The organism is Deinococcus multiflagellatus (genome assembly GCF_020166415.1).
Taxonomy (GTDB): Bacteria; Deinococcota; Deinococci; order Deinococcales; family Deinococcaceae; genus Deinococcus; species Deinococcus multiflagellatus.
On record NZ_JAIQXV010000026.1, the window covers coordinates 28,861 to 52,443 of the forward strand.

Here is a 23,583-nt window from a genome sequence, read left to right on the forward strand (position 1 = left end):
CGGACAGGGAGTCCCTCGCGTGGTTCTGGCCGTGCCCAGCGAGTTGGCCGCCAAGGTCATGGCCCTGCGCCCGAAAAGCCGTCCAGCAAAGGCGACATCGCCGAGCAACTTCTATGACTACTCCCTGCGGTATTTCACAGCTTACCGGGAGCCGCCGAAAGGAATGAGCCGGATCCAGCTGACTGAACGTGTTGAGGTGCCGCCAGGTCACGGCGCTCCCGGTATGCCCCCGGCGATAGCAGCGCGCTACCAAGAGTTAGGGGGTCCTGGCGGAGGATGGATTGTGTGTGTTCAGTTTGTGGACCCACCTCAACAGGTACGGTCCCAGGCTCACCGGGCGCAGCAGCGTCGACAGAGTCTGGAACGCCGCATCTCTCGGCAAGCCCCACTCTTCATGGATGAGCTCATTCAACAAGCAGTTGCGCGGAAGCCAGCCTATTTTGAGGGGCAGCTGATGGCAGAGAACCAGAGTTAGGTCCCCGGGACCTAGACCTGGTGGCCCTAGGTTTCGCGGGTGATAGATACATCTGCGGTTGAATATGCCAGTCGAATGTCGGGTTAGGTCCCGGGGACCTAGAGCTTCGCACCGCCCTGATTGAACAGGGATTCAGGTTATCCACTGGTAAATGGTCTAGGCCAAACGTTAGAGCTAGGTCCCGGGGACCTAGCTCAGCAAGAGGTGTGTTCGGAACAGATTCCTGAAACTCAGTCAAAAGCCAACGGCGGGTTTACCCCTGGAGGAGCCGCAGCAATTTGGTCAGGTGTTGCTCGGCCACCTGCCGCTTTTTGGGACTAAGCTTGGCCCACGCCTCTTCTGAGAGGTGCGGTCGCAAGGCTTCGAGTGTGCTCACTGCTGCTGGCCGGTCTGGCTTGAGCAAGGCCTGCACTGCTGCCCGCATCTGCTCGGCACTCCACTGCTGCTCAATCCCGTCTTCCAGCAGCTGCTCCCGAGCGGGGTGGGTTTTGAGATATGGCAACTCCAGCGCCGCCTTGAGAGAGAGCTGTCCCTGCTCCACAGCTTTTACCTCGCTAGGTTTCAGAAAGAGAATTCGGGCCCGTTTGCGCGCCCAGGTTTCTAGTTTTCCCAGCCCTAGACCAGCCAGCGTGTCACTGACGCCGTGGGTGTCCTCCTCGGTGCCGTTGCGCAGGCGGTTCAGATAGCTCGGCAGGTCTAGAAGCGCGACGCCGGTGATCAGACTGATTTGCTCTAAGACAGCCATGTCGTTGTGGTACTGGTCAGGATCCTGACGGGCATTGTTCTCGGCCAGGGCCGCTTCCAGCAACTGCCGGTCTGACAGCTCTTTGACGAACACAGGCACCTCTTCCAGCTGGGCCAGTTTGGCAGCGCAGAAGCGCCGGTAACCAGCCACCAGCTGAAAATGCCCGGGCTCACGGTGGGGATCAGGGCGCACCAACAGGGGAGTCAAGACGCCCTGCCGCTGAATACTGGGAAGAATGTCTTCCAGATCTGCCGCCTGAAGCTCTGGCGCGGTATCCCGGCGGCTGTAACGGGGGTTGTGCCGTGGAATGATGTGGATGGTATCCAGACGAACCATCCTGGCTTCCAGACCCGCGTTGGTCTGCTGCATCACAGCGACGCTGGGGAGAACACTCTTCATGTTGGGTCGCTTGCTCATGGACGGACTCCGACGAAGCTCAGCACCTCGTCCACCATGAGATTAAGTTCACGGACAGCGGGATCTTTCGGCTTCCAAAGCGGCACCACTGTACGGCCGATCATCGCGTCGTTAAACACGGATTTCCGGTAGGTGATGGGGGTGGTGCTGGGTGCGATGGCGTTGTAATGGGTGGTCAGGATCTCAAGGACATCCCGGTCATGGTTCAAATTCTTGCTGAAAGAGGTCACCACGAAGGCACTGACTTTGAGGTTGGGGCTGAAGCGGCGGCATTGCTGAACCACTTCCAGCACCTGATTGAAATTTTCGATGGCCTTCATGCTGCTGTTGACGGGAATCAAGACATGGTCTGCCGCACTGAGGGCGGCGCGGGCCAGCCCACCTCGGGAAGGAGGAGTATCGATCACAACGATGTCGTACCGACCTTCGAAATGGTCCAGCAGTAGCCTCAGATTGCCGATGTCCTCGTCGTTCATCAAGATGGTAGCGTCCACCTTGCTCAGTTTGCTGTTCGCAGGAATCACGTGAAGACCGGGAAATTGGGCTGGCGTCAGCGGTACAGGGGGATCTTCTGCCGGATCATTGAGGAAGCTGCCCACCGTCGAGCTCAGCCGGTGCGCCGGGCTACTGGGATCGTCACTCAATCCCAAACGACGCGACAGACTGGCCTGCGGGTCCGTGTCAACGAGCAGCACCCGGTAAGGTTGCCCGGTTGCTGGATTCATGCGCTGGCTCAGCAGAAAAGCCGCTTCCACCGCGATGGTCGTCTTACCGCTTCCACCCGATTCGTTCCATGTGGCGATTCGTAACATAGGGGGCTCCTTGGAGGTCGGTTCTAGAGAGAGGGGGATGAGGGCCGCAACCGGGGTGCTGTACTGCGTGATCTTGATCGCTTGCCGCTGTGTGTTCACGTCCCAAATGGCCGCTTTAAAAGCGTCGCGCAGGCGGCGAACAGGCATGATCCGCAACACGGGGAGGTCGGAGGCGAGATGGCTGATGGGGATGAGCTTGGCGATAGGGGTGCGGTAGTGACTGATGGTGATGTCGCGTTGATGACTGGTGACCTGCTCGAGCAAGGCGGCCAGAGAGGCGCGGGCATCGGTAAGCTGAACAGGCTCAGATGAATCTGAACTGGGGTCCCGACGAGGATTCCGCATGACTGTTTGAATGGTAAAAGTTGTACCACATACGTGTCAAATGCCCAATTGAGTAGCGATGGGTTTGCGGCATATGCGAGACCGCGCAAACTCTCGCGCTGACCACCCTGCTGTATGTCTCTTCCCACGGCGCTGACAGCCAAGGACCATGAGCGGGCGTACGCCTATTTTAATGCGGGCCTCTTTGACGGCGCGCTGCCTCCTTGCCTCATTACGCTGGGATCAGGGCGATTCAAGGGCTTTTTTCGGGCCAACGCCTTCCGGCACATTCAGAACCACACCCACGTCGACGAGATCGGCATGAATCCCACCGCGTATACGAACCTGGAGGATTATCTCAGCACGCTTGTGCATGAACAGGTTCACCTGTGGCAGGAACATTTTGGAACGCCGAGTCGGCCTCCTTTTCACAACCGCGAGTGGGCCAACAAGATGCTGGAGATCGGGCTCAAACCCAGCTGTGCCGAGCGTGGAAAATCCCACCGGGAAACAGGCCGCAAGATGGATCACGCGATCGTCCACGGCGGCCCATTTGAACTCGCCTTCCAGGATCTGCTGCGCACGGATTTTGTGGTGACCTACGTTCACGAGCCGCATCCTCCGCGCCGGGCCTACGAATCCGACGAGGACGAAGAGAAAGCCCAGCAACAGGAAGAAGAGCGCAAGCGGAAAAAACGCGAGAGCAAAACTCGATTCACCTGTCCTGCCTGCCACCAGAATGCCTGGGCGAAACCAGAGGCGAAGCTCGCTTGCGGCGAATGCAGGCAGCCGTTGGTCAGCGCCCAGGCTCATCCAAATGACGCGGTTGAGAACCCGTGAGCGCGTCACCAGCACCTCGTGCCGGTGCCACGCAAGGTATGCCCCAGTTCCGATTGCTTCATGCCTCAGATCCGCTGGCCCTGGTCTTTCCTTCCACCCAAGGTCCCTTTCAGGACATCGCGGTGGTCACCGCACCATCACTGGAAGCGGCATTCGCACTGACACAGCATTCGGAAGTTGCCGCGGAATGGTGGACTCAGGCAGGAGTGCGCCGTACGACGCATCTTGATGCCCGCAGCACCAGTGTGGGTGACCTTCTGGTCGACGAGGCCGGGCAAGTCCACTTGGTTGAACCTCTGGGCTTCCGCCGGGTTGGAATTATCACGCCCTGGGACAGCGGCGACGTTCTATTCGACGCTGGCGAGAAAAAGGCCCTGATCGCCGCCATGCCCAGCGCTGCCAACCCTCGCGCGGGCACGCTGAGCGCCGTGACTGCTGCCCACCGCCGCGCCGTGCGCCAGACCATCACCATTCTCAAACACGGGCGTCCTCTGCTCTACGCCTGCCTGTTTCAACGAGGGGAGATCCTGACTGTGCAGGCCGCGCACGCCACCGGCCCCGTGACCCCCGAGGACGTCGCACAATTCAAGACAGCGCTGGGACAGTTATTGCCAGGCTCTGTGCTTGAGTCTGTGCTGACGCGCCTGAGCACGGCGCCGGGTGTAGGGGCGCCGACCCCCTGGGGGCCAGCCGAGACGAGTGAGATGGTCGAGCCTGGGATTTACCGCGTGACCGCCCAGAATCACGGAGGGTACTGGATTGATGCCGAGGTGCGCGCAGTGTTGCCTTCGCCAGCGCAGCTGGATGACCTCTGGTATGAGGAGGATATCCAGGCCGCAATCCTGGCTGCCTGCCTGGGGTGGGCCGAAGATCAGCCGGAAGCTGCGGCGGGCGTGGATGCCATTGTGCGCCAGCATTTCCCGGCGCTTGCCAACTATCTGGGCGGCACCGGGTGACCTTCGGCCTGATCGCGCTGGTCCTGACTGCCGCTGCCGTTGTGCCGCGCGCCGCCCGCCAGCTCACGCTCTGTCTCGTGCCGGTAACCCCAGTGCACTTCAGGCAGCCTCCTCCTGGCCGCTCCTCAGGCACGGCGTCACCCGGTCACTAAACCGGGTTCAGGGCGCCCATGTCCTATCTGATCGTTTCCACCCCAGAGGGCGTGGCGGCCGTGCCACTGGCTGTGGCCGCCTCACGTCTGACACAGCTTCTGGAACTTCCAGGGGATGTTCGGGCGGAGACAACGGTGGGGGCGCACCGAATGATGACTCCTGTGCCTTCCCACGTTTGCGGCCTGGTGTGGCCTGCGCTCGCCCCTCTTCCTGATGCGGCGCCGCTGCGGGTCAAAGCCCAGTGGGAAGAGGGGCGCCTGTCCGTGGCCGGGCAACCAGTTACGGCCGCCATGCTGCGCCTGACCGTGGCAGGACAGCAGGCACGACTCGCGCCGTGCCTGCTGTGTGGTCACCTGGACGCTGATCCTGAACATCTGTGCTGGCCATGCCGAACGGCCTACCGCAAGTACGTCACTACCGGCGGCGTGTGCCCGACGTGCCGCACAATGAGCGTGATTCGTCGGGTGCATGAATCGGGGAGCGGCGGGTGGGAGGAATGCCTGCAGTGTCAGCGGTGGACGCCGCTGGAGGGCCGCGAGTGACGCTGGTCATCCGGCTGCTGCCGTCCGGGGCCCTGCACGTGACCCGGACACGGCCGCGCCTGGACGTTGTCTTCAGGCCAGAGAACGCGGCCCTGATCACCTTTGACACCATGATCCGCACTGTGTCCACCAAACGTGGCGCGCTGCGCGGGTGCACCCGGCTGGTGATCAGGGGAACTCACGTGGCTCCAGTCATTCAGGCGACGCTGCGCCACAACAGTGAGCAAAGGGTATCAGCTCACCTGGAGGGGGTGGCCTTCGGCATCGTTGGCGACACGTTGAAGGGCGTCCTGTCTGGCCTGTCGGCAACTGACCGGGCTGCTCTGGCGGTGACGGGACAGGCCGCTGAAGCTGAAGCGGCGCAGCGGCCCGAAGAGGCCAGAGCCGGTGTTCAGCGAGCAGCCCAGAGTCTTGCGCGCGCTCAGGACCTGTTGCGCCAGGCCGAGCGGCTCTGGCTGGAGGCCGGTGAATTGCGCCTGCATGCAGCAGTCAACTACACCACAGCGGCTGATCAGCATCCGTCGGTGGCCCACAGTCACTGGCCAGCCGCCGCGGCCGAGTATGGACTGGATCCTTCGCCTCCGGTTGCCGAAGCTGGCTGCGCTGAGCGGCTTGTTCATCTGGCGGCCCTGCCACACCCTGACCGGGCGGCGAAGGTGCTCATGGACGGCCTTGAACTAGAGCGGACAGAGGTGCGGCGGCTGCGGTATGCCGGTCGAGTCTGGCTGGTCCGACCTGAAGAGGGGGGCGTGATCAATCTGCTCTTGCTGCCGGACGAGACGGAGAGGGGAGGGGAGAGGTTCCAGGCCCTCGATGGCCCACTGCCACCAGGGTTGTGCTCGCTGCTGGCCAGTTGGGGGTACGCCCTCCAAACCACACAGGCATCAGGTTGATTCAAAACCCTAGCGCCCTGACCCTTGCGGTCATGACCAGAACGGAACAGTGTCTCTGCGCCGCCGTGTGGGCAGCGCTTGTCGTGCCGATGTGGGTGCTCAGCCGTCAGCTCAGCCGGGAGCGGGCCTTGCCCAGAGCCTCAGCCCGGGCCGGTGGTGTGGCCAGGGCCAGCACCCTCAAGCTTGGTGGCCGCATGGCTGGGCAGGCTCTTCGTGCCTAAGGCTCCTGCGCCTACGCTCCGGACCGTGACCCGAGTGCCTGTCGTGGCCCTTCTTCTGCTGCTGGCGGCTTGTGCTCACCCGGATCCCGCCGCCGTGCTGGCCCGCTTCGATCCGGCGGTCACCACGGCACCGATGGAGGCGGCGCGCGTCAGTGCCCTGCAGTCGCCGAAGACCGTCAAAGTGATACCTGGCCGCTACTGCACAGCGTTCGAGGAGGCGCGGCCTGGTGGGCTCCTGCAAGGGCGCCTGGAACTCACCCTGAACGCCAACCGCACTTATGCATTGGCCGACCGGTATGTCTTCGGCGGTCTGGTGCGGGCACGCAACGAGGTTGGGCTCTACCGCGTCACGGGGCACGCCTTGAGCCTGGTCAGCGCCGCAGGCACCGAGCGCAGCTGGCCGCTCACTTCGGCGGCGTCAGACCGTCTCCAGCTTTGGGGCGCTCTTCCCCTGGCCCGCGCTGCCTGCACCAGTGCCCCCCTGACCGGACACGATTTCCAAACCCAGTGGGCGGCGGCTCAGCACGAACAGAACAGGCCCGTGCCGTGGGCAGCGGGGAGTGCGCCTGACCTGACCCAGCCTTAGCCTCTGTCCAGTCAAGCCGAACCATGTGGGCTTGCGCGTGAAAGCCGCGCGCAACAACCATGCCCGCCATGTGCCGACCGTCCATCTTCCCGTTGTCAGGAGCGTTATGAGGGACACTGCTGTCCAGCCACCCATCTTCAGCGGTCACCTGAGCGACATGCTGCTCGCCAGCACCCTCCAGATGCTGCATGCCATGGGCCGCACCTGTGTGGTTCACGTCATGGCCGCGCAGGGTCAGGGCCGGCTGCATTACCGGCAGGGGCAACTCATCCACGCGATCTGGCGCGGCCTGACAGGGGAGGCCGCGCTGCCGGGCCTGGTCCAGGCCACCGACGGTACCTTCGAGGTGCGGGAGAGCACGGAAGCCGTGACGCCCACCATTGACCGGCCACACGAGCTTGTCATGATGGCCGCCGTCACCGGCGTCGAGGCGCATACTTTCGTTCCCGAAGAACCCAGCGAAGCGTCGGCCGATCTGCTGATCATGGACCGGGCGGATGGCGCTGCCCACACGCCTGCTGTCCTGGACGCCCGTGACCTGTCCTTGCCCCCCACCCCCGCAGATCACGTGCCGATCCCCCTTCAGCCCCTGACCCACCTGACCCTCAGTGGCGAAGCCTGGCGGGTGCTGTCTCTGATGGATGGTCAGCGTGACATTGCCGCCATCAGTGCGGCGGCCAGGGTGGCGGTCAGTGACGTTCAGACGCTGCTTGATCGCCTGGCACTGGACGGGTACGTGCGGTTCGGGGTGCCCATGATGCCGCCCGCCTTCTGGAAGGACGTGCAGCGCGAAGCCACTTTTGTGCTGGGCGTGGCCTGCGTCTACCTCATGGAAGAGGCGGCAGAGGTCATAGAGGCGTCGCCGGGTGACATTCCCCGCGCGATGGCCCGGCATTTCATCTTCGAACTGGTTGGCGCCACCCGGCCTGACCGGCGTACCCCCCTCATCGAGCGGCTCCGGCTGCTGCACGGATCGTACCCGGAATTAAAGGAGCCCACATGACCACTGCCGCACCCACAGCCGCTTCCCCACTCCGCGTTGCCACGCGGCGCAGCACACTCCGCACCCCGCTGATGGCCCTGAGTCTGGTGCCGGCCCTTGCGGTCGGCGCGAGCTGGGCGGCCAGCGTTGTGGTAAATCAGGCACCTGCCCAACGCGCGCTGCTGCTGCAAGGCGCCACACAGACGGCGCAGGCCTTCAGTGACCGCATTCTGGACCTTCAGGAACAGGCGGGGCAGACGCTGGGTGACCCTGAGCTCCGTGCAGGTGTACAGACCCGCGCCGAGGACTTCTTGCTGGGCAGCGCTCTGCCTGTCACCGATGTGGTCGTGACGAACAGTATCAGTGATGTGGTGGTGGCCTACGACCACAGTCAGGCGGCAGGAACAGGCGCCACGCAGGAAAACACAGCGGACGAGTGGCGCCGAAGCCGCGCCGCACTGCGCGAACCTGTCGAGCGCCTGGCGCAGGAGGCGATCTCGCGCAGCGGACCGGTCACGCGCGCCTTGTCAGACCAGGGCCTGGTGATGACCGCAGTGCCAGTCGCCGGCGGCGGCGGTGCCACGGTGCTGGTACTGGACAGTGGCCGGATCAATGCCGGGGTGCAGAGCAATTTGCTCCGTTCACTGGGCCTGCTGGCCGCCGTGACCCTCTTGACGCTGGCCTTGACGTCCACAGTGGCCACGCGCCTTATTGGCCGCCTGCGTGCCCTGACCGAGGCGGCGGACCGCATCAGCCAGGGCGACATGGACGTCACGGTGCCGGTCACGGGCAATGACGAACTGACGACCCTGGCCCAGAGCGTGGACCGACAGGCCGAGAGCCTGCGCATAGCCATGCGCCGCCGGAAGGGCTGAGTGCCGCACCTGGTCCAGGGGCCCCGTGCGCCGCCAGGCCCCTGACGTTTGCCCCTTTCGACCGTCTTCTCGATTCAGGAGTTCTGCATGCGTAAACGACTGTTCCTCCCACTGGCGACCCTTTTAAGTATTTCCTTGGCGGCCGCCGCGTCACTAGATTTTCTCGGTCCAAAAGGCACGTACAGTGACCAGGCCGCTCAACTGGCCGCGCAGCACTACGGCCTGACTGTCGGGCAAACCCTCCCCACCATCACCGCAGTCAGCACTGGTGTCGCGGCCGGCACGAGTCCGTACGGCCTGATTCCCAACGAGAACAGCGCCGGCGCGTTCGTGGCTGAAACCAGCGGACTGTTGGCCAAGGGCGATCCCGGCTGGCGTGTGGTAGGCGAATTGACCCTGCCGATCAGTAATACCCTGTTGGTCAAGCCAGGCACGCCAGCCAGTGCGGTGACCACCATCATTTCGCACCCCCAGCCGTTCAAGCAGAGTGCGGCATATCTGGCCGCGAACTACCCAAATGCGGCGCGCCAGGAAGTGTCCAGCACGGCCGCTGCAGCCGAAGCGGTCAGCAAGGGGGACGGCACCAGCGCCGCGATCAGTGCCCCAGCAGCCGCTGGGGTGTACGGGCTGAGCGTCCTTGCCGCTGATATTCAGGACGACAAGAACAATGCGACGTCGTTCTGGGTGGTGCAGCGGGCTGGACAGCCGTGGACCGTGACGGTGCCCAATCATGTGCTGGTGATGCTGGACGCCCCAGCCGGAAGCCCGGCCCTGGGTGACCTCCTCAGCAGACTGCGCAGCGCGTCGTTCCGTCCGAGAAACGTGCAGAGTTGGCCACTAGGCGGGGTGCTGGGCGGCTACCGCTTCGTGGTGGCTCTGGACAGTGACACCGGCATCCGCCTGACCCATGTTCAGCAGCAGGTGGCGGCCGTCAAGGGCGCGCTGCTGCTCGGCGCCTACCGCAAATGATCTTCAGGGGTTCTATGAAAACGATCTTGACGCTGACGATGCTGTCCCTCTCGGCCACAGCCGCCGCTGCCCCCTTCAAAATTCTTGCGCCCAGCACTGCGGGCGGCGGGTACGACACCCTGGCCCGGAACCTGGCCAAAGCGTTTGATCAGACCAGGCTGGCGCCGGGCAGCACGGTGTACAACATCCCGGGGGACGGTGGTGTCGTCGGTCTGCGGCAGTTCACGGCGAGTCAGCGGGGCCAGGGTGACCAGCTGGTGGTGTTTGGCCTGACCACCATCGCGAGCCTGCAGCTCACCAAAGACAGCCCTGTCAGTCTGAAGGATCTCACCCCGCTGGCCCGCCTGACGAATGACTATGAAGTGCTGCTGGTGCCAGCGACGAGCTCCATCCGCTCCCTGGGCGACCTGATTGGCGCCTATAAGACCACGCCGGGTCTGCGCTTCGGCGGGGCCAGCGTGGGCAGTGCCGGCCACCTCTTCACAGGCAATGTGCTCCAAGCTGGGGGCGGCAACATCCGCACCCTGAAGTGGATTCCCTCCAGCGGCAACCTGCAGGCCATCAAAGCCATGTTGGGCGGTGAACTGGACGTCGTGAGTTCGTCGTACGGCGTGGCCGAGCCGGAAATTCAAGCGGGGCGGGTCCGGGCCCTGGCCCTGAGTGCCCCGGAGCCGGTGGCCGGCATCAACGTGCCAACCGCACGCAGCCTCGGTATTGACGCCGAGCTGGTGAACTGGCGAGGCGTGTTCGCTCCGAGTAACCTCAGCAGTGAGGACAAGGCGCGGCTGACCAGCACGATTGGTCGTCTGGCCCGCAGTAAAGAGTGGCGAACCCTGCTGACCGCTGAGAAGCAGAACAGCTTTTTCCAGCCGGGCATCAGCTTTTCGTACTTTTTGGACCGGGAAGCGCCCAGGATTCAGACTCTTCTCAAGGACTTGGGCCTGCTGAACTAACCTCTGCAGACCGGGGCCGCAGCGCAAAGAGGCGCTGTGGCTTCTGCTTTGCTAAGCCTGAAGTTCCAGGAGAGCTTTTGTGTGGAGCTGGACAAGGGAGCCCGTTTCAGGGAGTGGCAGCTTCACCAAGTCGGCCAAAACCTCCCCGGCGTTCAGAAGACGCTGCACCACGTGATAGCCCAGTTGGTAGCTCTGCAGCGATTTCTCGGGCTGACTGTCTTTCTCAAGAACATCTCGCCGCGACAGCGTTACCTGCTGCAGCAGCATCTCCAGTTCTGGCCCACTCAGCGGCGCACTGTGAATGACATGCTCTGGTCCCAGCGTGAGACCCACCAGGTGCTCACTGAGTCCTTCTTCGAAGACGCGGTAGACAAAGGCCTTGCTCTCCAGCTGCCAGGCCGCTCGCGACCGGAGGAAGTGCCCAAATTCGTGAAGTGCGGACGCTGATAGCCGGTCTTCGGCACCGGGCAGTACATACAGGTCCATATAGGGCGCGAATTTCAACGGTCCTTCAGGACCATCGTTGTAAAACCCCATTACGCCCCGGACCTTTGGCGGATCTGGATGGTCCAGCGTACTTTGAAACACGAAGATGTCCAGCTCGTCCCACTCGGTGCTATATCTGGGCCGGGCATATTCGGCCGCCACCCTGTTCAACAGCATCTCTGTCTCTGCCACGGCGTCCAGCAACTGCGCGCGCCGACTGGCCATGACTGGCATCGCCCGGCCCCCAAGGGCCCTTTCAGAGATTTCGCTGGCCACCTCACCCCGGTAGCCCGGCAGCGCTGGCATGACGTGGGGATCCTCAATGACGTGAAAGAGCAGACGGGGGATCTTCACAGCTTCAGTAGACCTCAACGGTGAAGAAGTGACGCGAGATGCCAGGGCGCTTCTCTTTTCAAGCGAGACAGGGTATGCGTCACCCCGCCGAACCGGCGGGGTAACTGCTGACCTGAACGGTGCGCGGACGTTGAGAGCAGGCGCACCTCCCGCCCCGCTCAGAGACGCCGCGCGTCCCGCCTTTCAGGAGATCCCGTGACCCTACCTTTGCCCATGACTGTCACTCCTCGTCTCGGACCCGCACTGCTGCGTGAAATCCCCCGGTTTTTCGGGGGTTTTGGCGCGACGCTGCAAGAACTGCTGCAAAACGCCCTGCGCGCTGGGGCCACGGAGATCGACTTCACCCTGGACGGGTTGACCCTGACCGTGACCGACAACGGCTGCGGCCTGGCGGACCCCCAGGTGCTGCTCACGGCGGCCGAGAGTGGCTGGGGCGCGGAGGTAGTGGAACCCGCCGGGCTGGGGGCGCTCTCGGTGCTGAACCCCGAGTTCGCGGCGGCCGTGACCTACCGCTCGCGGGGGTGGCGGTTCACCCTGACCCCCGACGACTTCGCCCAGGGCCACCCGGTGCCGGTGGAGGGCGCGCCCCCCATCGCCGGCTTTCAGGTGACCGTAACGCTGCGCCGGGCGCGCACGCTTCCGGAGGTTCAGCGTGATCTGGTGGCCCGGCGGGGCTACGCGCCAGTCACGGTGCGCCTCAACGGCGACCCCCTACCGCCCCTGACCCCCAGTGGCACCCGGCTGGAGACGCCCGCCGGACCGCTCTACCTGGAGTCTTCCACCTCTGGCCGGGAGCCCAGGGCCATCTGGGAGCATTTTCCCCTGGGGGCCGGGGCCCTGAAGGCCCGGCTTCAGGCGGTCGGCAGCCCTGTGGTGCAGGCCCTTCTCGACCAGGCGAGCTTCACGCTGCAGCTCGACCCCGCCTGCGGCGTGCGCCCCAAGTTGCCCGACCGCAATGCCCTCCTCGACGATGAGGCCCTCCTGCGGGCCGCCCAGGGCGTCGCCCACGTCTTGCACAGGTACGTGGAGGAGCAGCTGCGCGCGGCCATTCCCGCCCTGGGGGCCGACGTACTGCGCGAGACCGACCTGCGCGCCACCGGGCTGGCCAGCCACGGCGGGCTGCTCTCCGCTTTCCTCCAGGCGGAAGGCTACGTGCCCACCACCCTGAGCCGGCCCCAGACCGTGGAGGCGTACATCGGCGAAGACAGCGACGATGACACCCAGCAGGGCTGGACCGACGACTGGATCAAAACCTCGCTGGGCGTCACATCCGCAGCCGACACGAGCACCCAGGCGCTGCTGGCCCTGCTGCGCGGCCAGGGCCTCGCGGTGCCCTACGGGACGCCTGACCATCCAGAAGAGGCCGAGTGGCGCGCGGAGGGCCTGACCGTCTTTCGCCGCCTGAGTCCCTGGGACCGCCGCCCCCTGGCGGTGCTGGCCGAGCGGCTGACCCTGGGGGCTCAGACGGTGCCGGTCGCGGTGCACGCCCAGCCCTCACAGGGGGATTCGGGCCCCATCTGTCTGGTCCTGGGCGGCACGCCAGAAGAGGCCGAGGCCTACCTCCGCGCCCATCAGGCCGATGTGGGGGGCCTGCTGCTGCTGGCCCTGCTGGACGCGGGCGACCTGCGGGAGTGTGACCTCGCTGGGGAAGATGACATCACGGTCACGGCCGCCGATCTGGGTGACGCGCTGCTGGCCTCCTTCATCAGCGCGTTCTTTTCGCAGCGCGCCCAAGCCCAGGAAGAGGTGGAGCGGCTGGGCGCCAGCGCAGGGCGACTGCGCGCGGCCCGCCACGCCCTCGAAACGGTGGGACAGGCCGAAACGGCTCTTGCGGCCGACCTGCAGGACACCCTGGGCCTGCTGGAGCGGGAGGAGGCCCAGCGCCGCGCCCGCCGCGAGGTCCTGATTCAGGAGCACCGCCTGGCGTAATGCCTTTTTCCGTTCATTCCCACTGCCCTGCGCCTTACTTGGTGCAGGGCACCTGCCCTGTTCCTTGGAGCTGACCATGCCTGAACCCCATCCCACCCTGCGCCTCCTGGCCCAGATCCACTTCGGCGGCGACGTACGCGCCTTGGTGCGGCTGCTGGATGACCTGAACAACGACACCCTGCGTGACGCCCGCACCGAGCGCCACCACGCCTGGCCTCAGGCCCAGCCTCCGCAGCTGTGAGTGACGCCTCACCGTCTCTGGAAGAGCGCTGGGCACAGCAGTTTCCAGGGCCAGCGGTGCCCGCGCCTCTGCCACTGACCTTCAGCCTTTGGTCGGCGCGCGAGCAGGTTCTGCGCGAGCTGCGCGCCGACCTCGGCCGCCTCACCCAGGTCCGGACCGCCTACAGGGCCTTTCGCCAGGCCCAGTCAGGGGCAGCCTGCGCAGCACGGGCCCAGCGACTGGTGTTGGAAGCGCAAGCGCGTGACCACTTCTTTGAGGCCTGCGCGCACACCCAGCCGGTGGTCGCGCGGCATGTACCGGCATCCCAGGGCTGGGACACGGCCCGCGCGGTGGCCGTGCGCCTCGGAGAAGGTGCCTGACCGGGCGCTGATACGGCCACCTCAAGTTGGCCCCAGCTGGGAGAGAACGCGCTGATGCTGAAACCCAAAAGACCCTGGAGGCAACGATGACTGTCCACTGCGCACCCATTCCGATTCCTAAACTGAACGCCTGGCCCCTGCCGGCTGGCCTGCACGCCCGCCTCACGTGCGCGCACGGCTGGACGCCCGCTTTCCTTGCTGGCGTGGAGCGCGAGTACCGCCGCTTCGTGTACCTGGCCACCCTCGGGCAGGCGGTGACCCCGTCCCAGACCGTGGACGAGGTGTGGCACGCCCACATTCTCTTCACGCGCAACTACGCGGCCTTAAGGTTGGTGCTTCCCGCTCACTTCCACCACGAGCCGGGCACGGGTCGGGGTGCAGTACGCCAGTACCCTGGCCGCTTACGCCCTGGCCGCACGTCCCATCCAGCCTGATTTCTGGCCGTGCTGTCTCTGGGCCTGCTCACCTTCGTCACCTGTGCTGCTGGTGATGACGGTGACAGCCCTCTTGGCGCTGGGCATGGGTTGGTCGGGGGCGCAGGCTCAGTTCGAAGTGGCCACCACCCGCCGCGACGGTGGCGGCGGCTCTAGGTGTGGCGGCCCGATAACCGCGGGTGGGGGCGGTGACGGCGGTTCCTGCGGTGGTGGGGGCTGCGGGTCCTGAGGCGCGGTGCAGGGAAGCGCTGACGCTCAGATGGGCTTCGGCCCGTCCCACACTGCGGCTGGTTCAGGTGTCGGTCACCTGCTCGTCTGAACCAGGAAAGGTAACCTGAATGCCGAAAAAGTGGCGGCTGACCCGCTCTGGCAGATCCGTCAGGGGCCAGAAGGCCGCGCGCCCATCTGGGAACCACACGACCCCCCACCCATCCTCCATGGTGAACGCCGTGTCGGCCAGAGCATCTCGGTCGTCACTCAAGGTGAACTGAACGCCCTTCTCAAGCGAAAGGGCGTATTGCACGGCCGTGCCCTGCCCACCAGTCACCACCTCGCCAGGCGCAAGGTTCTGCTGGAGCCAGAGAGCGAAGGCCACCAGGACAGCCTCCATCCCGATGGGCAGGGGCAACGTCCAATCATCGGGCAGGGCGCGGCGGTTGATGCGCAGTGTCTGTGGATAGCGAATCAGTTCATCCGCGCTCAGGGCCAGTGCTTCAAACGTATCCTCAATCTCCTCCACTTCGCCCTCGTCTAGAGAAGAGGCAGGGGCGACCAGCGCAGGATGGACACGCCGCACCGCCTGGTCAATTTCAAAGGTGGCCGACATCAGCATGGCGGCCGTCCGCACCACGTGCTGCTGCTGGGCAGGCAGACGGTCAAACACCTCATCGGCGCGCTGCTGCTCTTCTGGCCGCACCGGCTGTGAGAGTGTGCTGCCTTCGTGTGCTAGGGCGTTGCGGGCTTGACGTTGAGGTCGCAAGAGTCGGCGTGTTTCGGCGTCCAGCAGAGGGAAGCTCAGATGCCCGTCGAGTGCGTCAAGGAACCCTTGGACTTTGTCCCCCCTCGGCGCCTGAAAGCCAGGCATGAGCGCCTCGCAGAGCCGCTTGAGATAGATCTCGAACCCCTCATTGAGTTCTTTGAAGGCACTCTCGGCGGAGCGGGACAGCCGCTGAGCCTTTTTCGGTTCTGTTAGAGGCGTGAAGAGGGCCCACCAATGCATGTACAAGCGCATTGAGGCCAGGGCCGCTGGGGTCAAACCGTTCTGGTCGGCATCGAAAGAGGCAGAAGGCACAGCTCGCAGCGTAACGCGGGTCAAATGCTGGCCACGCCGAGTACTGGTGAGCCTGCCTCAAAATTGACAGTTGCTCAAGGTTGCCTGCCGCATTTGCGCCTCCGAGCTGACTGGCCGTCCGGTACCCTGAAGGCAGGAGCCCCTATGCTGGAGACCCAAGCCCGCCGTCCTGCCTCCATCACCGCCACCCAGACGGCCCCCAGCAAGGCCGCCACGCCAGCGGCGGTCAAGCCCGCGGCAGCCCTCCCTGCGTACGTTCAGGCCGAAATTCAGCGCAACGCGGCCAAAATCAAAGGGATGGCGGGCCGGTCCAACCAGATCGCCCTCTTTCTGGACGAATGGATTGAGAAGCGCACCCGCCAACTCCTTATGGATCAGACGGTCAAAGCCAATCTGGGCGAGCACGGCGCGGCCATTCCCGACTGGGCCGATGGGGCCAGCAATGGCGTCGCGGGCACCCTGCTCGGCGCGGCCGCTGCGCAGGACATTACCAGTGGCGTGACCCGCCGCCTGACCAGCACCCGGTATTCCGCAAGTGAAATCACCATCGGCAATCTGGCTGGCGCGTACCAAGCACGAGACACGCTGGGCAGCGCCGCCACCAGCCATGACGTGACCATCCTCAAGGGCATGCTGGGGGCCATTCCGGCCAAGGACCGCCACGCGGTGGCGGCCGCGTACGCCAAACAGAACGGCGGCAAAACGCTCAGTGCCACCCTGGGCGAACTGATCCGCGATGCCAACCAACGCGGTCCCTTGATGGCCTTGCTGCCGCCACCGGTCAGTGAGGAAACCCTGACTCTGGACGCCTTTTTAGAGCAGATTTCTGTTGGCCTCGTCTACAGCAACCAGACGGCCGAGGAGATGAACAGCGACACCTTTGACGAGCGGCGCCACAGCAACCCAGCCGCTGTGCTGAAACACTTCGGCTTCAAGGCTGGTCCGCTGATTCTGGGCCGCTGGGGTTTTCAGATGCGCACCTTCATGCCCATTCCAGGGAAAGCCAAGTGGGCGCACCCCATCGTCTCCTTCCGGGGCACGGAGGGCGTCAAGTATGACCCCCTGGGCGACAATGCCGCGAAGGCCGCCAAAGCCAAGGGCGGCTCGGTTGCCGAGCAGGCGCAGGCCCGGCGGGAGGGGATTGAGGGGACGGTCGACACCATCATGGGCGACCTCTCGCCCAAGCAGGTGGGCTGGTACCACGTGCAACCGAACGAAGACCTGATTCTGGCGAATTTGCAACGACTCAAGGGCAAAGCTGTTTCAACCGGCCACAGCTTAGGGGGCGCTATTGCCCAGCTGGTTCCGGCCCTGCATCCGGAGTACTTCGACTCAGTGGTGACCTTTCAGGCCGCGAACATCGACAAGGCGGAAGTCGCCAAAATGCGGCAGCACAATGTGGGGGAAGGCAAGGCCGACCCCGTGCTGGCCCGACATTACCGGGTGGAAGGCGACATCGTCCCCACCGCCGGGCAGCAAGCCCTGGATGGGCAGATCACCTACTTTGACCGGGTGAGCCGGGACAAAGGCACGCAGGAGCCGTTTGGCAACAGTGCGCTGGAGAACATCGCCTCCGGGCACGTCACCCCGATGCTGAGCACCTACATCCGGGGCCAGAAGAGCCTCAGTGAGGACCTGCAGGTGATTGCCGACCAGGGCCTCCGGGACGAAGCGACGCTCAGTGCCAAGCCTGGGGAAAAGCTGCAGGACGTCAAAACGGTCTTTGCCGGCAACTACAGCACGGCGCAGGACCCGCGCATCCAGGCGGAGAACAAGCGGCAGACCCTGGCCAACAATGTCAACCTCTATCCAGGCACCGACCTGTTCGAGGCCACCGTCTACGCCAACATCGCCTACAACACGCTGCTGTCACACGTAGAGAACCTGGCGGCAGACAAGAGTATCAAGACGCTCGCCGAGTTCAAGAAACGGGTGAACGAGCTGATGGCGGGGTCGGCTCCGTTGCCCCTTGATCCGGATGATGTGGCGCTGAGCAAGGTGCTGAAGATGGATCACTACGAAACGGACTACGAGGCCCGGCCCATGTCCACGGGCTACGGCATGCCGATCTTCCCGAAAAAGGCCACGCCGATTGAGACCTACTTCCGCCAGGGCGTGCGAGTCCCCGCAACCGTCGAGGAACAGGTGCGAAACCAGTTGGAAACGATCTGGAAGTCGTGGAGGGGACAATGAAACGCCTCATCCTGCTGGCCCTGGCACTGATGGCTTGCCGCCCCGCTCCCGCCGAGACCCTTCAACAGACCAAAGGAAGTGCCCTCCTGACCCCTGAGCAGCTCAACCAGCTGATCCTTGACCGCCTTGCTCAAAGTGATTTTCAGCAGATTGACCGGGTTAAGTTTTATGGCCCTGGGTCAGACCAGGAAGGAACGCGGTCGTATGTGTCCAAGCTGTCCCGGGACGAGGTTCTGGGGATTTTCGCTGAGATGATTGAGCCACATGTGGTCGACATGCGCTGGGCCGAAGATTATGGGCAATTCCACGGCACCTTCCGTGTCAAGAGCGACCCGAAGATGCTCTTCGGCCTGGCCGTCAGTTTCATCAAGGAAAAGACCGATACGTTCAAAGCGGCACCTGAAATCCTGAAGGAGAACCAGAGCGACATTGTGTACACGCCGCCTGTCGTTTGGGACGAGCCCTGAGACAGTGAGGCTGGCCGCCTTGTGGTTGACGGCCCTGCTGAGCGCTTGCCAGCCGGGTCCTGCTGAGAGCAGAGCAGACGCACTGAAGCCAGCTCTGCTCTCCCCGGAGCAGCTCAACCAGTTGATCCTTGATCGCCTCTCGCAGAGCGACTTTAAGGAAATTGACGGCGCACGGTTTTACGGCCGGGGGGCCGAAGAGGATGGAAGCCGTGACTATGCGTCCAAGTTGTCCCGGGATGAAGTGCTGGGCATCCTGTCAGACCTGATTGAGCCCCATGTGGTTGAGTTGCGCTGGGCCGATGATTATGGGCAATACCATGGGGGTTTTCGGGTCAAGAGTGACCCAAGAATGGTCTTGGGTTTGTCCACCAGCCTGGTCAAAATGAAGACCGATACGTTCAAAGACGCACCAGAGATTCTCAAGACCTATCAGAGCGACGTGCTTTACACGCCGCCCAGCGTCTGGGAAGAGCCCTGAGCCGCCCGCTCTCCTGGACCCCATGGCTGCCGACCGACCTGCTCTTGCCCCGAGTGAATTGACCGCGCCGGTCTCCGCTCAGCGTCACCCCCGCACCCTGCCGGCCCTGAACGGCACCCTCAACCTGACGGGACGCACCGTGGTGTTGTTACTGGACGCCAACGTCATCATGCGCGACCTTCACGCGGCCGTGACCCGCGGCCCGGAAGATCCGCCCTCCGCCCTGTTTGAACTGCTGGGTGCGCCGCACGGTCGCCTGGTCATGTCGGCGGGGGACGTGGCGTTAGTGGGCGGCGTCACGCGCCTGGAGCGCAATATCTACGACAAGTTTCCGGCCCATGCCGAGGCCATGGTGGCCCTCTGGGCAGCGGAGGTGCAGCCTCGGCTGCTGTTCCTTGACCCGGCCGGACTGCCGGACACGCCGCTGAGTGCCGAGGTGCGCCGCCCGGAGCGTGACCCTGATGACGCTGACCTGGCGCTGCTGGGCTGGGTTCTGGACGCGGACGGTCTGCTGACCTACGACAAGAAGGCCTTCGGGGGTCTGATCACCACGCTGGAAGGCAAGGGCACGCGTGGTCACGGCATGTACTTGTGCGCCTTCCGCGACGACCTGCGCGTCGAGCAGGTAGTGGCCTGGATGGTGGGGGTACCCATCACGGCGCTGGCCACCGCCGCCCTGAGCATGAGCGAATCCCTCAAGAAATACGGGATTACGTCGCGCATGCAGGGCGTGCTTGCGCTGGGCCTGGCCGGGGTGCTGGCCCTCTGGCCGCAGGGACGGGCCGCTGCTGGGCGGGCGGCGATGGCGTACGGCACGTTCGCCTTCAACCTCATGCCAACCCTGGAGGTCACCCAGCAGATCCAGGACGCCCGGGCGCGCGTCAGGCCTGAGTGGCCGGCCACCGAGGACCCCGTGGTGCGGTGTGCCCGGCTGCTCGTGCGGAGGCGAGGCACCCTGACCTGCACGGAACTGCGGCAGCATCTGGGGCTGCGCCTGACGGCCGGAGAACTGTTCGCTCGGCTTCAGGCCCAGCCGGGCCTCTTTGACCTGCATCCTGGCCGGCGCTGGAGCATTCGTGGGACGCGTTCTCCTGAGCAACAGGCCCTCCCTACGCCTTCGCCCTGAAGTGGCTGTGGTTCCCGGGCGGCACTTCCTTGCTTCCTGACCCAACCTCCAGCAGGTCTTCACCTCCCTCAAAGGGAACTCTGGCCGCACACCCCACATACTGGAGAAAGAAGGAGGTGAATCTATGATGACCCTGGCTCTTTCCGCCCCTGGCGTGGTCTCCACGGCCCCAACCAACTCGTATCTTGCGTCCGAGTTGAAGATTGCGGGCAACGTGGTGGCCGCCGGCGCAGGCAGTGTGGCCCTAGGCCTGCTGGCCCTCACCGTCGCGCCCTGCGCCGCCGCTGTCTCCCTCGGCACCCTGGCCCTTTTCGCCGTGCTGAGCGTCCCTGCATTCCGCCGCTGACCGACAGCGGATCAACTGATTGACGTCGATCACGGCGGCCGCACGCGTCATGGCGAAGGTCGCCTTTTTCTTGATGTCTTACCGTTTATCCTCGGGCGATGAACGAGGAGCAAGCTCGGCAGATCGTTGCAATGCACGAAGCGGCGCATGAGGCGGGTCACGCGGTGATGGCCCATCATGTTGGTTACACCCAGGTGCAGGCTGTCTCCTGGGCCCGTTTACAGACGATGATCAGTCTTGATGCCTCCCAGCCCCCGGTTGATCACCGAGATGCCTTTCTGCATCTTGCAGCAGCAGGGGCGGCAGCCGAGGAGACTCTCTTCGGGCGGACGTTGATTGATCAATTGACCATTACAGAAGGCCTCCTGAGTCCTGAGCACGACATTATTCAGTTCCTGGTGGCTTACAAGTACAGCAAGTATTATTATTCCCCCGCTGGCTTTGCACAGACGGGGCTTCACATGCAACAACTCTGGATTGATTACCAAGATCCTGTGCTGAGGCAGGCTTGGATAGCTCAGGTTGGTCGGGATATGACACTTTTCCAAAACCCCCTTTCTATGCCCTTGAAGAAGACAAAAAATTTCTTACTGGATGAGTGGAAGACCATGGGTGATACGCCGCAGGAAGCCCCTTATGTGATTGAAGCCCCGACTCTTCTGCCCTATCTGACGTAACGCCCTCGGCCACGGGTGTTGTTGCACCGCAGTTCACCCCTGCGTCGATTCTGGTCAGCAGCATCACCCCTGACGGTGCCGTCAGGGGTGACCGGCAGGCATGACTCCTCTGACCCTTCAGTGCACCACGGCCCGAGCGGTGCTGGAGACGCGTGCGTCCGGTGTCCTGCTGGTGGTGCACGCGACCCCTCATCCCGGCAGCAGCTCATTCATTCGCCAACTGTCCCGCAACCCGCTGCTTCAGATTCCGCAGGAAGAAGAAGCCGAGCGGCGGATGGTGGAGAGTGCCGATGCGGCAGTCCGCGTCCTGCAGCGGCACGGCATCTTGCTGACCAAGGTGGAACGGCAGCAAGTGGACGCCGTGTTTGAGGACAGAGCCCATGCAGCTATTTGAGTTTGTCGACGGTGCTGGCCGGCCGCAACTGGTGGTGGTGGCCCAGGTACTGGCCCACCTTGATCGTCTTCAGGTGCAGGCGCAGCAGATGGCCACCCAAGGGCTGGTCTGGAGTGCCCAGCACGTTCAGATTGATCCGGCTCGCGTTCCCCTGGTGTGTCTGGAAGACCCCCTTCTGGCGGTGACCATTGACGGACAGGTCTACCTGGTGGACGGCCACCACCGCCTGACCCGGGCCGCTCTGGAGAAGCGTCCCGCGATGGATGTGCGTGTGTTGGACGAGGCCAGCACGCAGCAGGTGCTGCTCTCGGCCGCCCAGATCCAGGCCTACCAGAAGTTGCCGCCCCAACCAGTGATGCCGGATCTCCCCTGGGCCGGCGGCACCAGACTCGACAGTCCCCGCATCCCCGTGGAGCAGTGGCGACAGCTGGTTGCGGCTGCGGGGATTCCACCGGCCCAGGCCCGTGCGTTTCCCAGCATTGACCTCACCCCAGGTGTGGCGGCGCCTGAACGCCTGCTCTGGTTCTTCATGCCCCCGCTCACCGTGCAGATTCGGGCCCGACTGTGCCGCCTGGCAGCGGACGGAGGCGTGCAACTGAGGGACGTGACCCAGGACATTCTGGTGCCTGGAGGATCATGACCAGGAGGCCACCCCAGGCCGCGCGGCAGGCCGAGGAGCGGCGTCTCCAGGCCCGGCACGTCAATCTGACCCAGGAAGTGAGGGCCCTGTTTGGCCGAGACGCTTACAGCGTGGTGCTGTACCGCGGCTACCGACTTGATCAGCTGGTGATTCGAGAATCGTTTCATGTGTATGGCCGGGACGGGCGGCCATTGGAACCGGTGTTGGCCCCGTCCGGCTCCCGGCTGCTTGACCTGCTGCAGGACCTGATGGACCTGCATGGCGTAGGCCACTGGCTGCTGGACGACACCCTGCTCACCCGTGCTCAGCCCGGCCAGATGCCCGAAAGTCGTCCCTTCGACACCTTCGCTGTGGGTGCTGGTCGGTTTGCGCCAGCCTTGCCCGATGTCCCGTGGAGCTGAGCACGGTGCAGATACAGGGTCATGGGCGGCCGCACTTCTCAGGAAGGGCCGATTCACCCTGGGCTGGAGAGGAGCCCAGGGTTCAGCCGCCACGTCTATGAGGACTGATCTTCTGACCTACGCCCTGAATCTGACTGCAGCCCATGAGGACGGCCCGGTCATAACAGCTGAAGACGCGTTCGGTGCAGTGACGCTGACCCCTCTGCGCCGGGCCCTGGTGGTGACGGACCACCGCGCCGGTCAAGGCCGGCGCTGCTGCACAGTGACCAGCCAGGCTGGACTGCGCGCGGCCCTGCAACCGCGCGCACCACTCAATCACGCTGGCCTGATTCAGGGCCGGGTCATTTCCAGTTTGGGGCCTCTGGCCTTCACGCTTGACCGCCGCCGCGTCGAACCGGGCGATACCCGGCTCAATCTGCGCCTGCATGACCGGCAAATCGTCTTAGCGGGCGTGACGTACGATGATTTCTTCACGTCACGTGGTGGGGGGCGGCTGCACAGCAATGTGCCCACAGTGGTTCGCCGGGTGGCCCCACACCAGTTTGATCAACCCAACGATCACGTCCGCCGCGTTATCTCCGACCTGATCACGTCGCTGTATCCACAACTGGTGACTTCGGCGGCGGCCCTGCAGGCCCAGATAGAAGAAGCCCGCGCCGCAGTGCGCGCCGCTGAAGAAGCGGTTCACACAGCTGGCGCGCACCTCAACGTGGCACAGGCCGAGCTTGAAGCACTGGAGCAGCGCTCTCGCGAGCTGCCCTCGGCGGACCGGAGAGTCTGATGACCCCTCTTCCGCCAAACTCGACTCTTTCACAGCGTGCGGCATCCTCACGGTGCCCCCCGGCACCCGAGCAGTGCGCGCCCCGACCGGCGCCGTCACCAAACTGCAACTGCCTGACGGGACCGTGTTGAGCGTCTGGGCAGCCTTTGAGGCCGGAGAGAGTGAGCGCAATCTCACGTACGAGGAACTTGAAGCGCTGGGGTGTCACTACGACTATGAAGCGGTTGAGCTGAGTCCCCAGGG

General features: G+C 64.2%; 28 protein-coding genes. 24 read left to right on the forward strand and 4 right to left on the reverse strand.

The window, feature by feature from the left end:
* Positions 1-728: 728 nt before the first annotated feature.
* Positions 729-1,637, reverse strand: coding sequence for a ParB/RepB/Spo0J family partition protein (locus tag K7W41_RS21305; RefSeq protein ID WP_224612374.1), 909 nt, complete (start codon positions 1,635-1,637; stop codon positions 729-731).
* Entirely contained in the window at positions 1,634-2,794 is a 1,161-nt protein-coding gene (locus tag K7W41_RS21310; protein WP_224612376.1) for a ParA family protein, read from the reverse strand. Before K7W41_RS21310 ends, K7W41_RS21305 begins: the two co-directional genes overlap by 4 nt.
* A 114-nt stretch (positions 2,795-2,908) precedes the next feature.
* Between K7W41_RS21310 and K7W41_RS21315 the strand changes: the two genes are divergently transcribed.
* The 9 genes from K7W41_RS21315 to K7W41_RS21355 all read left to right on the forward strand — a co-directional run bounded on the left by K7W41_RS21315 (position 2,909) and on the right by K7W41_RS21355 (position 10,743).
* Positions 2,909-3,613, forward strand: coding sequence for a hypothetical protein (locus K7W41_RS21315; protein ID WP_224612378.1), 705 nt, complete (start codon positions 2,909-2,911; stop codon positions 3,611-3,613).
* A gap of 38 nt (positions 3,614-3,651) precedes the next feature.
* Complete coding sequence (locus K7W41_RS21320) at positions 3,652-4,569, forward strand: DUF7007 domain-containing protein (protein WP_224612380.1); 918 nt, start codon at positions 3,652-3,654, stop codon at positions 4,567-4,569.
* Positions 4,570-4,739: 170 nt separating this feature from the next.
* Positions 4,740-5,264, forward strand: coding sequence for a hypothetical protein (locus K7W41_RS21325; RefSeq protein WP_224612382.1), 525 nt, complete (start codon positions 4,740-4,742; stop codon positions 5,262-5,264).
* Positions 5,261-6,157 carry a hypothetical protein gene (locus K7W41_RS21330; protein WP_224612384.1) on the forward strand — a complete coding sequence of 299 codons (897 nt, stop codon included), beginning with the start codon at positions 5,261-5,263 and terminating at the stop codon, positions 6,155-6,157. Before K7W41_RS21325 ends, K7W41_RS21330 begins: the two co-directional genes overlap by 4 nt.
* Positions 6,158-6,403: 246 nt before the next feature.
* A complete protein-coding gene (locus K7W41_RS21335) occupies positions 6,404-6,964 on the forward strand; it encodes a hypothetical protein (RefSeq protein ID WP_224612386.1) in 561 nt (186 codons plus the stop codon).
* Between the two features lie 106 nt (positions 6,965-7,070).
* On the forward strand, positions 7,071-7,967 hold the full coding sequence (locus K7W41_RS21340) for a DUF4388 domain-containing protein (RefSeq protein ID WP_224612387.1): 897 nt from the start codon (positions 7,071-7,073) through the stop codon (positions 7,965-7,967).
* A complete protein-coding gene (locus K7W41_RS21345; RefSeq protein ID WP_224612388.1) occupies positions 7,964-8,821 on the forward strand; it encodes a HAMP domain-containing protein in 858 nt (285 codons plus the stop codon). The genes K7W41_RS21340 and K7W41_RS21345 overlap by 4 nt, the downstream gene beginning before the upstream one ends.
* An 87-nt stretch (positions 8,822-8,908) precedes the next feature.
* Complete coding sequence (locus tag K7W41_RS21350; RefSeq protein ID WP_224612389.1) at positions 8,909-9,790, forward strand: prephenate dehydratase domain-containing protein; 882 nt, start codon at positions 8,909-8,911, stop codon at positions 9,788-9,790.
* 14 nt (positions 9,791-9,804) lie between these two features.
* Positions 9,805-10,743 carry a Bug family tripartite tricarboxylate transporter substrate binding protein gene (locus K7W41_RS21355; protein ID WP_224612390.1) on the forward strand — a complete coding sequence of 313 codons (939 nt, stop codon included), beginning with the start codon at positions 9,805-9,807 and terminating at the stop codon, positions 10,741-10,743.
* Between the two features lie 51 nt (positions 10,744-10,794).
* Here the strand turns inward: K7W41_RS21355 and K7W41_RS21360 are convergent, their stop codons facing one another.
* Entirely contained in the window at positions 10,795-11,583 is a 789-nt protein-coding gene (locus K7W41_RS21360) for a hypothetical protein (protein WP_224612391.1), read from the reverse strand.
* 213 nt (positions 11,584-11,796) lie between these two features.
* Here K7W41_RS21360 and K7W41_RS21365 point away from each other — a divergent pair, with 213 nt between their 5' ends.
* From K7W41_RS21365 to K7W41_RS21380, 4 genes are all read left to right on the forward strand, one after another.
* Positions 11,797-13,512, forward strand: coding sequence for an ATP-binding protein (locus K7W41_RS21365; protein WP_224612392.1), 1,716 nt, complete (start codon positions 11,797-11,799; stop codon positions 13,510-13,512).
* A gap of 76 nt (positions 13,513-13,588) precedes the next feature.
* Complete coding sequence (locus K7W41_RS21370) at positions 13,589-13,753, forward strand: hypothetical protein (RefSeq protein ID WP_224612393.1); 165 nt, start codon at positions 13,589-13,591, stop codon at positions 13,751-13,753.
* Complete coding sequence (locus K7W41_RS21375; RefSeq protein WP_224612395.1) at positions 13,750-14,112, forward strand: hypothetical protein; 363 nt, start codon at positions 13,750-13,752, stop codon at positions 14,110-14,112. Before K7W41_RS21370 ends, K7W41_RS21375 begins: the two co-directional genes overlap by 4 nt.
* Before the next feature lie 86 nt (positions 14,113-14,198).
* Positions 14,199-14,546, forward strand: coding sequence for a glycine-rich domain-containing protein (locus K7W41_RS21380; RefSeq protein ID WP_224612397.1), 348 nt, complete (start codon positions 14,199-14,201; stop codon positions 14,544-14,546).
* A gap of 292 nt (positions 14,547-14,838) precedes the next feature.
* Here K7W41_RS21380 and K7W41_RS21385 read toward each other — a convergent pair whose 3' ends face one another.
* Positions 14,839-15,837, reverse strand: coding sequence for a hypothetical protein (locus K7W41_RS21385; RefSeq protein ID WP_224612399.1), 999 nt, complete (start codon positions 15,835-15,837; stop codon positions 14,839-14,841).
* A 144-nt stretch (positions 15,838-15,981) separates the two neighbouring features.
* Between K7W41_RS21385 and K7W41_RS21390 the strand changes: the two genes are divergently transcribed.
* From K7W41_RS21390 to K7W41_RS21440, 11 genes are all read left to right on the forward strand, one after another.
* Positions 15,982-18,030, forward strand: a complete 2,049-nt coding sequence (locus K7W41_RS21390; protein WP_224612401.1) for an alpha/beta hydrolase family protein — start codon at positions 15,982-15,984, stop codon at positions 18,028-18,030.
* Entirely contained in the window at positions 18,027-18,497 is a 471-nt protein-coding gene (locus tag K7W41_RS21395) for a hypothetical protein (protein ID WP_224612403.1), read from the forward strand. Before K7W41_RS21390 ends, K7W41_RS21395 begins: the two co-directional genes overlap by 4 nt.
* Before the next feature lie 25 nt (positions 18,498-18,522).
* Positions 18,523-18,975: a hypothetical protein gene (locus K7W41_RS21400; protein WP_224612405.1), complete on the forward strand. Its 453-nt coding sequence runs from the start codon at positions 18,523-18,525 to the stop codon at positions 18,973-18,975.
* A 22-nt stretch (positions 18,976-18,997) separates the two neighbouring features.
* The gene (locus K7W41_RS21405; RefSeq protein WP_224612407.1) at positions 18,998-20,101 is read left to right on the forward strand and encodes a PIN domain-containing protein; all 1,104 of its coding nucleotides are present in this window, start codon (positions 18,998-19,000) and stop codon (positions 20,099-20,101) included.
* Between the two features lie 124 nt (positions 20,102-20,225).
* Entirely contained in the window at positions 20,226-20,447 is a 222-nt protein-coding gene (locus K7W41_RS21410; RefSeq protein WP_224612409.1) for a hypothetical protein, read from the forward strand.
* Between the two features lie 98 nt (positions 20,448-20,545).
* The gene (locus K7W41_RS21415) at positions 20,546-21,124 is read left to right on the forward strand and encodes a hypothetical protein (RefSeq protein ID WP_224612411.1); all 579 of its coding nucleotides are present in this window, start codon (positions 20,546-20,548) and stop codon (positions 21,122-21,124) included.
* A gap of 100 nt (positions 21,125-21,224) precedes the next feature.
* Entirely contained in the window at positions 21,225-21,518 is a 294-nt protein-coding gene (locus tag K7W41_RS21420) for a hypothetical protein (RefSeq protein WP_224612412.1), read from the forward strand.
* A complete protein-coding gene (locus K7W41_RS21425; RefSeq protein ID WP_224612414.1) occupies positions 21,505-22,158 on the forward strand; it encodes a hypothetical protein in 654 nt (217 codons plus the stop codon). Before K7W41_RS21420 ends, K7W41_RS21425 begins: the two co-directional genes overlap by 14 nt.
* Positions 22,155-22,559, forward strand: coding sequence for a hypothetical protein (locus K7W41_RS21430; protein WP_224612416.1), 405 nt, complete (start codon positions 22,155-22,157; stop codon positions 22,557-22,559). Before K7W41_RS21425 ends, K7W41_RS21430 begins: the two co-directional genes overlap by 4 nt.
* 97 nt (positions 22,560-22,656) lie before the next feature.
* A complete protein-coding gene (locus tag K7W41_RS21435; protein WP_224612418.1) occupies positions 22,657-23,340 on the forward strand; it encodes a hypothetical protein in 684 nt (227 codons plus the stop codon).
* Positions 23,341-23,392: 52 nt separating this feature from the next.
* Positions 23,393-23,583: hypothetical protein (locus K7W41_RS21440; RefSeq protein WP_224612420.1), on the forward strand; the 191-nt coding region annotated here is incomplete at its 3' end.

Coding starts and splice junctions, on each gene's coding strand:
- K7W41_RS21305 (WP_224612374.1), bottom strand. CDS start 1,637: ATGAGCAAGCGACCCAACATGAAGAGTGTTCTCCCCAGCGTCGCTGTG.
- K7W41_RS21310 (WP_224612376.1), bottom strand. CDS start 2,794: ATGCGGAATCCTCGTCGGGACCCCAGTTCAGATTCATCTGAGCCTGTT.
- K7W41_RS21315 (WP_224612378.1), top strand. CDS start 2,909: ATGTCTCTTCCCACGGCGCTGACAGCCAAGGACCATGAGCGGGCGTAC.
- K7W41_RS21320 (WP_224612380.1), top strand. CDS start 3,652: ATGCCCCAGTTCCGATTGCTTCATGCCTCAGATCCGCTGGCCCTGGTC.
- K7W41_RS21325 (WP_224612382.1), top strand. CDS start 4,740: ATGTCCTATCTGATCGTTTCCACCCCAGAGGGCGTGGCGGCCGTGCCA.
- K7W41_RS21340 (WP_224612387.1), top strand. CDS start 7,071: ATGAGGGACACTGCTGTCCAGCCACCCATCTTCAGCGGTCACCTGAGC.
- K7W41_RS21345 (WP_224612388.1), top strand. CDS start 7,964: ATGACCACTGCCGCACCCACAGCCGCTTCCCCACTCCGCGTTGCCACG.
- K7W41_RS21350 (WP_224612389.1), top strand. CDS start 8,909: ATGCGTAAACGACTGTTCCTCCCACTGGCGACCCTTTTAAGTATTTCC.
- K7W41_RS21355 (WP_224612390.1), top strand. CDS start 9,805: ATGAAAACGATCTTGACGCTGACGATGCTGTCCCTCTCGGCCACAGCC.
- K7W41_RS21365 (WP_224612392.1), top strand. CDS start 11,797: ATGACTGTCACTCCTCGTCTCGGACCCGCACTGCTGCGTGAAATCCCC.
- K7W41_RS21370 (WP_224612393.1), top strand. CDS start 13,589: ATGCCTGAACCCCATCCCACCCTGCGCCTCCTGGCCCAGATCCACTTC.
- K7W41_RS21380 (WP_224612397.1), top strand. CDS start 14,199: ATGACTGTCCACTGCGCACCCATTCCGATTCCTAAACTGAACGCCTGG.
- K7W41_RS21390 (WP_224612401.1), top strand. CDS start 15,982: ATGCTGGAGACCCAAGCCCGCCGTCCTGCCTCCATCACCGCCACCCAG.
- K7W41_RS21395 (WP_224612403.1), top strand. CDS start 18,027: ATGAAACGCCTCATCCTGCTGGCCCTGGCACTGATGGCTTGCCGCCCC.
- K7W41_RS21405 (WP_224612407.1), top strand. CDS start 18,998: ATGGCTGCCGACCGACCTGCTCTTGCCCCGAGTGAATTGACCGCGCCG.
- K7W41_RS21410 (WP_224612409.1), top strand. CDS start 20,226: ATGATGACCCTGGCTCTTTCCGCCCCTGGCGTGGTCTCCACGGCCCCA.
- K7W41_RS21415 (WP_224612411.1), top strand. CDS start 20,546: ATGAACGAGGAGCAAGCTCGGCAGATCGTTGCAATGCACGAAGCGGCG.
- K7W41_RS21420 (WP_224612412.1), top strand. CDS start 21,225: ATGACTCCTCTGACCCTTCAGTGCACCACGGCCCGAGCGGTGCTGGAG.
- K7W41_RS21425 (WP_224612414.1), top strand. CDS start 21,505: ATGCAGCTATTTGAGTTTGTCGACGGTGCTGGCCGGCCGCAACTGGTG.
- K7W41_RS21430 (WP_224612416.1), top strand. CDS start 22,155: ATGACCAGGAGGCCACCCCAGGCCGCGCGGCAGGCCGAGGAGCGGCGT.
- K7W41_RS21435 (WP_224612418.1), top strand. CDS start 22,657: ATGAGGACTGATCTTCTGACCTACGCCCTGAATCTGACTGCAGCCCAT.